The sequence below is a fragment of the bacterium genome (genome assembly GCA_021372775.1).
GTDB lineage: Bacteria > Acidobacteriota > Polarisedimenticolia > J045 > J045 > JAJFTU01.
On record JAJFTU010000360.1, the window covers coordinates 1 to 11,106 of the forward strand.

The following is an 11,106-nucleotide window of genomic DNA, read 5'->3' on the forward strand; positions in this document are numbered from 1 at the left end:
TGCCTTTCCGCCGATGGCGCCGACGCCAGCGAGGACGGGAGCGGGCGGGGGACACCGCTTGTCGTCTCCGGCGTGGACCTCTACAACGCGGCCGAGACGCCCGCCGTCCGTCGCCTCACGCCGCGCGAGTGCGAGCGGCTCCAGGGATTCCCCGACGACTGGACGCTCGTGGACTGGCGGCACGGCAAGCCGGCCTCGGACGGCCCGCGCTACAAGGCGATCGGGAACTCGATGGCCGTCCCGGTGCTGCGGTGGATCTTGACCCGGCTCGAGGCGGAGAAGCGGCGCGTCGATCGGCGCGTGAAGGGGAGGAAGGCGTGACTGCGAAAGGCTACCGCGAAGTGCTCGAGGACGCGGAGCGCCGCGTCGAGGATCTGCTCCGGGGGCTCTGCCCGGCCCGCGAGTTCTGCGACGAGTGCCGGCCGAAGCGCGAGGCGGCGGAGGCCCTGGCCGCCGACGTCGCCCGCCTGCGGACGCTGGTCGAGCGCGGCGACGTGCCGCTCGAGGGGGCGCGCTGATGGGCGAGGTCTTGGACTTCGAGACGGGCAGGCCGCTCGAGGCCGTTCGGCTGCTCTGCCCGTCCTGCGGCTGCCTGCGGGCGATCGCCGTCCCGCGCGGCGAGCCGGCCCCGCCGTGCCATCGCTGCGGCAGCGAGGCCGAGCCGCTGCGCCTGGAGCCGCGGGAGGCCGAGCTCGTCGAGGCCGTCTTCAAGGGCGTCCTGAGCATCCTCTCCATCGTCGGCGTCGTGCCGCGCACGGCGAAGGGTTGACGATAGCATAAACTTGCGGCAGGATGGGGCGACGGAGGCGGAATGGCGACGGCGGAGATCGAGGCGCCCCGCAAGCGGCGGCGCGGGGCGGACGACGGCGGGGCGGCGGCGGCGAAGCTCGCGGAGAGCGGGCTGACGCCGGAGCAGGGCGCGGCGCTCGGAATGGCGTACCTCGAGGACGCCGATGCGGCGCATCCTGGAGCGGGCTACGAGGCGCGGCCGGCGCTGAGAATCCCCTACTTCGGCCTCGACGGCGGGCCGCTCGCGGCCGCGCCGAAGTGGCCGCAGTTCGAGCGGGTGCGCTACCTCGGGCCGAAGACGGAGAGCTTCGCCGCGGTCGCCGGCGCGAAGGAGCGCCGCTACGCCCAGCCTCCGGGGACCGGCGTCTGCGCCTACCTCCCCCGCGTGCTGCCGTGGAAGACGATCGCGTCGGACCCGGCGCGCGACCTCGTGATTACGGAGGGCGAGCTCAAGGCGTCCTGCGCCGCCGTCCGCGGCTTCGCCGCCGTGGGCCTCGGCGGGGTCTGGAACTTCCGCTGCCCGACGACCGGCGTCCTGTTCCTGCCGGAGCTCGAGGCGATCGACTTCCGTCGCCGGCGCGTCCACGTCGTCTACGACAGCGACGCGCGCACCAATCCCCACGTCTGCGACGCGCTGAACGCGCTGGCCGAGGAGCTGCGCCTCCGCGGCGCGCTGCCGCAGATGGTCGCCCTACCCGACCTGCCGGGGAAGGCGAAGGTCGGCCTCGACGACTTCATCGTCGCCGAGGGGACGGACGCCTTCGTCGCCCTGCTCGACGAGGCCGAGCCGCTGACGATGGCCGCCGAACTGTGGAAGCTGAACGAGGAGGTCGTCTACGTCCGCGACCCCGGCGTCGTCGTGGCGCGGGCGGACGGGCGCAAGCTGGCCCCGGCCGCCTTCGTCGCCCACGCCTACGCCGCGCGGGTCTGCGCCGAGCGCACGGTGAAGAAGGACGGGTCCGTCAGCTTCAAGCGCGTCCCCGCGGCGCCGAAGTGGATCGCCTGGCCGTACCGCCGCGAGGCGGCGCGGATCGTCTTCGCGCCCGGCCAGCCGCGGGAGGCCGAGGTCGGCGGGGAGGTCTGCTGGAACGACTGGCCCGGCTGGGGCGTGCAGCCGAAGAAGGGCGACGTCGGACTCTTCCGCCGGCTCGTGGACCATCTCTTCGAGGGCGCGGACCCGGCCGATCGGCGATGGTTCCTCGACTGGCTGGCCTGGCCCCTCCAGCACCCCGGCGAGAAGCTGTTCACGGCCGCCGTGGTCCACGGCGTCGGCCAGGGCACGGGCAAGTCCTTGCTCGGCTACACGATCGGCAAGATCCACGGCGCGGGCTTCTCCGAGATCAATTCGGAGCACCTTCGCGCGCCGTTCAACGAGTGGCTGGTCAACAAAACCTTCATCCTCGGCGACGACGTGACCGGCCAGACGAGCCGCCGGGACGCCGACCTGCTCAAGAAACTCGTGACGCAGAAAACGCTCCGCGTCAACCAAAAGTACGTCCCGAGCTACGAAGTCGCCGACTGCGCCAACTACTACTTCACGAGCAACCAGCCCGACGCGATCTTCCTCGAGGACGAGGACCGGAGGTATTTCATTCACGAAGTCGTCGCCGACCGCTTGCCGGCCGACTTCGCCCGCGCCTACGACGAGGAACTCTGGCACGGCGGCCTCGCCGCCGCGGTCTTCGCCAACCTCCTCGACCGCAACCTGGAGAAGTTCGACCCGCGGGCCGCGGCCCCGGCGACGCGGGCCAAGGAGAAGATGACCAGCCTCGTCCGCTCGGACCTCGGGTCGTTCGTCGCCGCGCTCCGTGAGGCGCCCGACCAGACGCTCCGCCTCGGCGGCATGGTCCTGCGGTCGGACCTCTACACGAGCGCCGAGCTGCTCGGGATCTACGACCCCGCCGGCAAGACGAAGACGACCGCCGGCGGCGTCGGCCGCGAGCTGGCCCGGCAGGGCTTCCTCCTCGCCGCCGGCGGCTCGCCGGTTCGCGTGGAGGCGGAGCAGAACCGCTATTGGGCGATCCGCCGCGGCGACGCCTGGCGCAAGGCGACGACGAAATCGGTCGCCGCCCACGTCGTCGCCGCCCGCGTCCAGGGCGTCATGAAGCCGCTCGAGGGAAAAAAATACTGACGGGAAGGGGTTGACGAAACCGTCAACCCGTACCATGCTTTCGTCCGGCGGGAGAGGGAGCCGCCGCGGAGGGTTGACGAATGGCGATGCAAGTCCCGAACAAGGTGCTGGCGATGATGGTCGGGCGGTACGCCCCGCCCGTCGTCGCCATCTCGATCGACGCGCCGGCGACGAGCCGGATGCCGGACGGGTCGTCGGCCAAGGTGACGATGGGCGACCTGCTGCCGGAGTTCCGCTGCGACGCGACGCAGGAGGATGCGATCATCCTCGGCGAGCGCCGCGAGGCGCTGCGGGCGGCGATCGCCGCGCTGCCGACGCCGCAGCGGACCTGCATCGAGGGCCGGCTGCGCGGGCTGACGCTGGCCGACGTCGGCGCGGCGATGGGCCGCTCGCGCGAGCGGGCGCGGCAATTGGAGCGCGACGCGCTGGCCGCCCTGCGGGCGGCCCTGGCGCGGTTCGGCGCGACGGGAACGGGCAGCTTGGCGCAGAAGCGCCGGCGCTGGGACGACTAGGAGGGGCCCGGACTATGGAAACGACCACGATTCTGACGCCGCAGGAAATCGAAGGACTTCGCGCCGCCGGCCGCGCGCCCGGCGAGACGCTGCTCGAGTTCGTCGGGCGGCTGAACGCCTCGCGGCGTCGCGCCCAGGGCGAGGTCGCCGAGGCGCTGGCGATCGTCCAGCGCGAGATGGAACTCGAGCCGGGCACGCGGCTGGCGGAGGCTGTGGAGATGCTCGCCGCGGACGACCGGGAGCTCGCTCGGCGCCTCGAGGAGAGCACCATCACCGCCTTGCAGGAGGCCAACGAGCACGAGGAGGCGGAGGCCGAGCGGAAGGCGAAGACGGAGGAGCGGGAGCGGCGGTTCGCCGCCGAGGTCGCCGAATGGCGGCGGAAGTGGCAGGAGCGGGACGCGGAGCTGGCCGACCTGTGGGGCCGCCTGGCCGACCTGCGGAAGCGCCTCGACGTGCAGCTCGCCGCCGTCAAGAGCATCGGCCGGACGGCCGCGTCCGTCCTGGAGGGGGACGCCGAGGCGGAGAAGGCGAACGCCGCGGCGCGGCAGGACCGCGAGAAGACCGCCGCGCTCGAGGAGGAGGCGCGACGGGCGAAGGACCACGCGCGCCGCACGGGCAAGGACGCCTCGTTCCCGTTCCGCTACGGTACGGATCGCGGCATGGAGGGCGACGAGACGTTCGTCCTCCGCTTCATCAAGTTCTGAGTCTCGGGGAGAACGGAGACGGCCATGAAAAGGTTCGTGGAGGTCGCGGCCGGCAAGCGGGGCTCGGGCGTGTTCCGCAAGGACACGCCCTACGGCCTCGCCCAGCACGCGCTCCTCGCCGGGCGCAAGGACGAGACGATCGTGCGGTCGCTGCTGCGGGCGTATCCCGACCTGCCCGACGCGAAGGCGTGGAAGATCCTGTGGTGGTGCCGCGGCTACCTGCGGCGGAAGGGGCTCCTCGAGCCGCGGGGCGGAAAATAAATTCCGCCCCGCCCCTTGACGGGGAGCGGGTTGATGGTAGCATCAAGTCGTCGGGCAGGGCGCCCGGCGCCGGAGGCGAAGACGATGACGGCGACGAAGGTCAAGGGAACCACGGCGGCGAAGCTGGCGAAGCTCGCCGACGAGCTGTTCGAGGCGCGCGAGCGTCGGCTCGCGCTCCAGAAACAAGCGGAGGAGATCCAGTCCCGCGAGCGAGAGCTCAAGGCGCTGCTGATCGCCGAGATCCCGCTCACCGGCGCGACCGGGGTGGCCGGCAAGCTGGCCGCCGTCAAGGTGGCCGAGAAGCAAGTCCCCCAGGTGTCGGATTGGCCGGCCCTCTACGCGCACATCAAGAAGACCGGCAGCTTCGAGCTGCTCCAGCGGCGCGTGTCCGAGGGGGCGGTGAAGGACCGTTGGGCCGAGGACGAGTCCGTTCCGGGCGTGGAGTGCGTCAAGATCGTTGACTTGTCCGTGTCGAAAGTGAAGTAAAGGAGAGAGACGACGATGGGAAAGAAGGTCAAGAGCAACGCGCTTGTCCCCGTCGAGGAGAACGGCGGGCTGGTGAAGTGGGACGAGGAGCTGGCGAAGCTCACCGCGCAGGCGGCGGAGGCCGTGGCCGGGATCGGCGGCGGGTCGTTCCTCTCCCTCCGCGGCGGGCAGCTCTCCTACGGCGGCCAGGTCATGCCGGGCAACACGTGCGCGGCCGTGATCCTCGACTTCGTGAACGAGAACATCTTCTACGGGGCGCGCTTCGACCCCGACCAGCGGCTCTCGCCGAAGTGCTACGCCTTCGGCCGCGATCCGCAGCGGATGACGCCGTACCCCGACGTCGAGGAGCCGGTTCACGACTCCTGCCGCGAATGCCCGAACAACGCCTGGGGGACCAGCGACACCGGGCGCGGCAAGGCGTGCAAGAACACGATGCGCCTCGCGCTGATCCCGGCCGGGACGTACCGCCAGTCTACGAACGACTTCGACCTGTTCGACAAGGCGGAGCAGTACCAGGGGGCCGACCTGGCCTTCCTCAAGATCCCCGTCACCTCCGTCAAGGCGTTCGGCACCTACGTCAAGAACCTCGCCGGCGTCATGAAGACTCACCCGGTCGGCGTGGTCACGCGCATCAAGGTCGTGCCGGACGGCAAGACGCAGTTCCGCGTCGAGTTCGAGCCGATCGCCAAGCTGCCGGCCGCGATGATCCCGGTCGTCCTCGCCCGCCACAAGGAGGCGACGGCCGCGATCGAGTTCCCCTACCAGGCCGTCGCCGAGCAGCCCGCCCCGGCCGCCGCGGCGAAGCCGAAGGGCCGCCGCAAGTTCTGAGTCCAACGGGGCGGCCTCCGGGCCGCCCCTTCCGTCAGACGGGAGGCTGGCATGGCGAAGAGACTGCCCTGCCCGACGACGATCGACTTCGAGACGAGGCCGATCGGCCGGCGGCCGGAGTATCCGCCGGTCCCGGTGGGCGTGGCGATCAAGCCTTGGAAGCGCAAGGCGCGCTACCTGGCTTGGGGACACCCCGAGGGGAATAACTGCACGCTCGAGCAGGCGAAGAAGGAGCTCCGCAAGGTTTGGGAGAAGTCGAAGTGCCTGCTGTTCCACAATGCCAAGTTCGACGTGGACGTCGCGGAGACGCACATGGGCTGCCCTCGGCGCCCGTGGCACGCAATCCACGACACGCTGTTCCTGTTGTTCCTCCACGATCCCGACGCGAAGGCGCTGGGGCTCAAGGAGGCGGCGGAGGCGCTGCTCTCCATGCCGCCGGAGGAGCGCGACGCCGTGTCCGACTGGCTGGTCGAGCGCCAGCCGGTCGAGGGGCGCCGTCTCACGACGAAGGCGGCGCGGGCGTGGATCTGCCTCGCCCCCGGCGAGCTCGTCGGCCGCTACGCGATCGGCGACGTCGAGCGGACGGAGCTGCTCTACCGCGCGCTGCTGCCGGAGATCGAGCGCCGCGGAATGTCCGACGCCTACGACCGCGAGCGGCGGCTCCTGCCGATCCTGCTCGACGCCGAGCGCCGCGGTATGCGCGTGGACGCGAAGCGGCTGGCCCAGGAGATCCACCGCGGAAACGAGACGCTGGGCCGGGTCGAGGGCTGGCTGCGGCGGAAGCTCGGCGACGTCAACCTCGACGCGAACGCGGCGGTCGGGGAGGCTCTCGTCGCCCGCGGCTACGCCGACGCGGCCGCGATGGGCGTGACCAAGACGGGGAAGCTGGCGACGCACAAGGACGCGATCGCCCGCGGCCTCGGCGTCACGCCGCTCGCCGGCGTGCTCCGCTACCGGAACGCGCTCTGCACCTGCCTCCGCACGTTCATGGAGCCGTGGCTCGAGATGGCCTACGCGAGCCCCACGGGGGACCGGATCTACACCGAATGGTCCCAGGTCCGCCGGCCGAACGAGCGCGAGGCGGGGCTGTCCGGGGCGCGCACGGGGCGGCTGTCCTCGAGCCCGAACTTCCAGAACCTCCCGAAGCCCTTCGGCGAGCTGTTCCACTCCGCCGAGGGCGACGGGCTGCCACGCTGCCCGATCAAGGGCCTCCCGCCGCTGCCCGAGGTCCGATCCTTCGTCGTCCCCGACGAGGGCCGCACGCTGATCGACCGCGACTACTCCCAGCAGGAGCTTCGCATCCTCGCCCACTTCGAGGGCGGCGCCCTCCAGACCGCCTACGAAGAGAATCCCTGGCTGGACGTCCACGAGCACGCCCGCCGCATGATTAACCGGATGCTGGCGACGGACTACAAGCGCGGCCTTATCAAGACCGTGGGCTTCGGGCTGATCTACGGCATGGGCGTGGCCTCGATGGCGGAGAAGGCGAAGACGTCGCTGGCCGACGCGGCCGCGGCGAAGCGCGCCTACCTCGCCGGCTTCTCCGGGCTCAAGGATATGCAGGACGAGATGCGCCGCCGGGCCGCGGCGGGCGAGCCGATCCGCACCTGGGGCGGCCGGGAGTATTACTGCGAGCCGCCGCGGCTCGAGCGCGGCGAGGTCCGCACGTTCGACTACAAGCTCGTGAACCGGCTGGTCCAGGGCAGCGCGGCCGACGCGACGAAGGAGGCCACGATCCGCGCGGTCGAGGCGCTCGAGGCGCTCGGCGCGCGATTCATCCTCACGGTCCACGACGAGCTGATGTTCGACTGCCCGGACGACCGGGTTGGCGAAGCGATGGAAGTCTTGTCCGGGGCGATGGCCTCGCTCGACTTCGACGTGAAAATGCTGTCGGAAGGCAAGCTCTCCAAGGAGAGCTGGGCCGCCATGAAGCCCTACGACAAGGCGGGCGAGAGGGTCGTCGCATGAGGAAGCCGAAAGGATGGGCGGAGGCCGTGGGCGCGCCGGCGAAGGCCGAGGTCGCGCTCTCCACGTGGAGCATCTCGCGCCTCCACGATTGGGAACGCTGCCCGCGCTACGCGATGTACCGCCACGGGCTCAAGCTGCCCGAGCCGAAGGGGCCGGCGCTCGAGCGAGGGATCGCCGTCCATGCGCTCGCCGAGGCGTACTTGAAGGCGGAGGAGCCGCCGCGCCGCGTGCCGGCCGAGCTGTCCAAGTTCGCCCCGCAGTTCCGCGCGCTGAGGAAGAAGGAGGCGCAGTCCGAGGTCCGCTTCGCCGTGACGGAGAAGTGGGAGCCTCGCGGCTTCTTCGACCGCGACGTCTGGCTGCGGTGCGTCGCCGACGCGCTGGTGATCGACGGCGACAAGGCGCGGATCGTGGACTTCAAGACCGGCAAGAAGCGCGACGGCTACGACGACCAGCTCGAGCTCTACGCCGTGTCCGTCTTCCTCCACTTCCCCGCGGTCGAGTCCGTCCAGGGCGAACTCTGGTTCCTCGACACGGGGGAGATGGTGAAGGTCCGCGTCAACCGCGACCGCCTCGAGGAGTTCCTCGCCTTGTGGACCGTGCGGCCGCTGCCGATGCTCGAGGACCGGATCTTCCCCTCGCGCCCCGGCTGGTACTGCCGCTACTGCCACTACCGCCGCGACAACGCCGGCCCGTGCGAACACTGATCCGGCGGGAGGCGTCCATCGAACGGGCGGCGTGCCGCGAGGCGCGCCGCCTGGGGATCGAGCCGCTGAAAATGTCGTTCGGGAAGGGCTGGCCGGATCGCCTCTTCCTCGTGCCGGGCGGGCGGCCGGTCTTCGTGGAGTTCAAGAGCGTCCGCGGCAAGACGACGCCGCTTCAAGACCTCCGCATCGCGCGGTTGAAGGAGCTGGGCTATGACGTGTACGTCTCGAACGACGCCGGAGAAGTCGGCGCTCTCCTGCGGGCGGCCTTGGAAGCCGCACAAGTACCAGGTCCGCGCGATGCGCTGGCTGGTCCAGCACGCCGCCGCGGCGCTGTTCCTCGACCCCGGCCTCGGCAAGACGTCGATCGCTCTCGGGGCGTTCAAGGTGCTCAAGGAGAAGGGCGTCGCCCGTAGGGCGCTGGTCGTCGCTCCGCTCCGCGTCTGCCACAACGTCTGGCCGGCGGAGCTCGAGAAGTGGGCCGACTTCCACGGCCTGTCTCTGAGCGTGCTCCACGGGCCGCGGAAGGAGGAGCGGAGGGACGACGGCGCCGACGTCCACGTCGTCAACCCGGAGGGCCTTCCCTGGCTGCTCGGGGCGCGCGACGCGGCGGCCGGCGGCGGCTGGGGATCGAAGCGTTCGCTGGCCGGCCTCGGCTACGACACGCTGGTCATCGACGAGCTGTCGAAGTTCAAGCACGCGACGACCCAAAGGTTCAAGCTCCTAAAGCCCTACCTGCCGATGTTCGCCCGCCGCTGGGGCCTCACCGGCTCGCCGGCGGCGAACGGGCTGCTCGACCTCTTCGGCCAAGCCTACGTCCTCGACCTCGGGAACGCGCTCGGCCGCTACGTCACCCACTACCGGACGGAGTTCTTCCAGCCGCTCGACCCGAACGGCTGGGAGTGGGGCCTCCAGCCGGGCGCCGAGGAGCGGATCTACGACCGCCTCCGCCCGCTGGCGCTCCGCATGAGCGCCGAGGAGTACCTCGAGCTGCCGGAGCTGACGACGACGGACGTCGTGGTCGAGCTGCCGGAGAAGGCGAAGAAGGTCTACCGCCAGCTCGAGACGCTGCTCGTGGCGGAGATCGACAAGAACGTCGTCTCCGTCGCGGACTCCTCCGCCGCGTCGAACGCCTGCCGCCAGGCCGCGGCCGGCGCGCTGTACCTCGACGAGACGGGCGACGCGCGGCCGGAGCTGGTCAAGGCCGCCGGCGGCCGGGGCTTCGTCGAGCTCCATCCGGCCAAGCTCGACGCGCTCGAGGATCTGGTTGACGAATTGCAGGGCCAGCCGCTCCTCGTGGCCTACGAATACAAGCACGACCTCGCGCGGCTGCTCGCGCGCTGGCCGGGAACGCCCTACATCGGCGGCGGGACGAGCGAGAAAAAGGCCGCCTTCGCCGTCAAGGCGTGGAACGCCGGCGGGCTGCCGCTGCTGTTCGGCCATCCGGCGGCGATGGGCCACGGGCTGAACCTCCAGGGCGGCTGCCGCGTCTGCTGGTTCTCGCCCACCTGGAACTTCGAACTCTACGACCAGATGATCCGCCGCGTCTGGCGCCAGGGCCAGACGGAGAAGTGCCGCGTCTACCGGATCGTCGCCAAGGACACGGTGGACGAGGACGTCCTCGCCGCGCTGGGGCGGAAGGACCGCGGGCAACAGGCGTTCTTCGACGCGCTGCGGGCGCGCCGGGGTAAGGAGGGGAGATGATCGAGGCGGCGTTCTACGCGCTGCTGGCGACGATGGTCGCCTTCGCGGCGTGGTACGTCGGGGGGAACCGCGGCTTCGTGGACGGCTTCGGCGTCGGCTACGAAGAGGGCAGGAGCGACGGCTACAAGTTCGGCTACGTCGCGGGGAAGATCGCGTGCCGCGCCCGGCGCGGCGGGAAGGGAGGGGACTGATGGTTCACCTGGAGGCTCAACTGGAATCGATCCGCTGCCGGCGCGCGGCGCTTGAAACGCGGCGCGCGGGGTACGACGCGGAGAACGCGAGTCGCGCGATTGCCGACCTGTCGCCGTCCTACGACGACGCGGCGTATGGGGTCGTCGAGGCCGCGCTCGACGAGCTGGCGAAGGAAGCCGACGGCGTCGCCGACGTTGCCGCGATGCGGGCCGCGCAGGGGGATGGGGAATGATGATTAGGCTGACTCTCGACGGCGGCCTTCCGCTGTACGTCGCGCCGCGCGCCGTCTCATCTGTCGTCACGGAGACCGACGGCGGCACCGCAGTCGTAATGGTCGGCAGCGAACGCTTCGGCGTGCATGAGCCAGCCGAGGTAGTCGTCCGCCTGATCGAGTCCGCCGCGCGCCCGGCCGCCGATGCGGACTACGCGCCCCTCGTGGACGCGGCGAAGCGGCTGGTCGCGTTCCTCCGCGACTCCGACAACGTGGTGTCCGGGTACGCCCCCGTGGCCCATGCCCTCGCCGCCGCCCTCGCCGCGCTGCCGGATGCGGAGGTGTCCCGTGGGTGACGGGACGCGCGGCCTCCCGCTCTGCGCCGACTGCGGCGAGCCCATCAAGCGCCTCGACGACCGGCGGACCTCCATATACGGCCCGAGCCATCTCGCGCACGCGGAGCCGAAGGTGTGCGTCGCGCGTCTCCTGCTCGCCCTCGACGCGGCGCGCGAGGACGCCGCGCGAGACTCCGTTGACCTGTCGGCCGCGCTTCGCGCGATGACCGCCGAGCGCGACGAGGCCCGCCGCGACCTCGCCGCCGCCCTCGCCGTCGTAGACG

Annotated in this window: 16 protein-coding genes; all 16 read left to right on the forward strand. The window is 71.2% G+C overall.

Going from position 1 to position 11,106, the window contains the following annotated elements:
- On the forward strand, positions 1-321 hold a 321-nt coding region (locus LLG88_11935), incomplete at its 5' end, for a DNA cytosine methyltransferase (GenBank protein MCE5247611.1).
- Entirely contained in the window at positions 318-518 is a 201-nt protein-coding gene (locus tag LLG88_11940; GenBank protein MCE5247612.1) for a hypothetical protein, read from the forward strand. The genes LLG88_11935 and LLG88_11940, both read left to right, overlap by 4 nt.
- The gene (locus LLG88_11945) at positions 518-769 is read left to right on the forward strand and encodes a hypothetical protein (protein MCE5247613.1); all 252 of its coding nucleotides are present in this window, start codon (positions 518-520) and stop codon (positions 767-769) included. The genes LLG88_11940 and LLG88_11945 overlap by 1 nt, the downstream gene beginning before the upstream one ends.
- Before the next feature lie 42 nt (positions 770-811).
- Positions 812-2,920: a DUF3854 domain-containing protein gene (locus tag LLG88_11950; GenBank protein ID MCE5247614.1), complete on the forward strand. Its 2,109-nt coding sequence runs from the start codon at positions 812-814 to the stop codon at positions 2,918-2,920.
- Positions 2,921-3,000: 80 nt separating this feature from the next.
- Complete coding sequence (locus LLG88_11955) at positions 3,001-3,432, forward strand: hypothetical protein (protein ID MCE5247615.1); 432 nt, start codon at positions 3,001-3,003, stop codon at positions 3,430-3,432.
- A gap of 14 nt (positions 3,433-3,446) precedes the next feature.
- Complete coding sequence (locus tag LLG88_11960) at positions 3,447-4,136, forward strand: hypothetical protein (GenBank protein ID MCE5247616.1); 690 nt, start codon at positions 3,447-3,449, stop codon at positions 4,134-4,136.
- Positions 4,137-4,160: 24 nt separating this feature from the next.
- Positions 4,161-4,397 (forward strand): hypothetical protein, encoded by a 237-nt coding sequence (locus LLG88_11965; GenBank protein MCE5247617.1) that lies wholly within the window; start codon positions 4,161-4,163, stop codon positions 4,395-4,397.
- 84 nt (positions 4,398-4,481) lie between these two features.
- Positions 4,482-4,883 carry a hypothetical protein gene (locus LLG88_11970; protein ID MCE5247618.1) on the forward strand — a complete coding sequence of 134 codons (402 nt, stop codon included), beginning with the start codon at positions 4,482-4,484 and terminating at the stop codon, positions 4,881-4,883.
- Positions 4,884-4,898: 15 nt separating this feature from the next.
- Entirely contained in the window at positions 4,899-5,711 is an 813-nt protein-coding gene (locus tag LLG88_11975) for a hypothetical protein (protein MCE5247619.1), read from the forward strand.
- Positions 5,712-5,762: 51 nt separating this feature from the next.
- On the forward strand, positions 5,763-7,679 hold the full coding sequence (locus LLG88_11980; GenBank protein MCE5247620.1) for a DNA polymerase: 1,917 nt from the start codon (positions 5,763-5,765) through the stop codon (positions 7,677-7,679).
- Positions 7,676-8,383 (forward strand): PD-(D/E)XK nuclease family protein, encoded by a 708-nt coding sequence (locus tag LLG88_11985; protein ID MCE5247621.1) that lies wholly within the window; start codon positions 7,676-7,678, stop codon positions 8,381-8,383. The genes LLG88_11980 and LLG88_11985 overlap by 4 nt, the downstream gene beginning before the upstream one ends.
- A 210-nt stretch (positions 8,384-8,593) precedes the next feature.
- Positions 8,594-10,084: a DEAD/DEAH box helicase gene (locus tag LLG88_11990; GenBank protein ID MCE5247622.1), complete on the forward strand. Its 1,491-nt coding sequence runs from the start codon at positions 8,594-8,596 to the stop codon at positions 10,082-10,084.
- Entirely contained in the window at positions 10,081-10,275 is a 195-nt protein-coding gene (locus tag LLG88_11995; GenBank protein MCE5247623.1) for a hypothetical protein, read from the forward strand. The genes LLG88_11990 and LLG88_11995 overlap by 4 nt, the downstream gene beginning before the upstream one ends.
- A complete protein-coding gene (locus LLG88_12000; protein MCE5247624.1) occupies positions 10,275-10,508 on the forward strand; it encodes a hypothetical protein in 234 nt (77 codons plus the stop codon). Before LLG88_11995 ends, LLG88_12000 begins: the two co-directional genes overlap by 1 nt.
- Positions 10,505-10,843 (forward strand): hypothetical protein, encoded by a 339-nt coding sequence (locus LLG88_12005; protein ID MCE5247625.1) that lies wholly within the window; start codon positions 10,505-10,507, stop codon positions 10,841-10,843. The genes LLG88_12000 and LLG88_12005 overlap by 4 nt, the downstream gene beginning before the upstream one ends.
- On the forward strand, positions 10,836-11,106 hold a 271-nt coding region (locus LLG88_12010; GenBank protein ID MCE5247626.1), incomplete at its 3' end, for a hypothetical protein. The genes LLG88_12005 and LLG88_12010, both read left to right, overlap by 8 nt.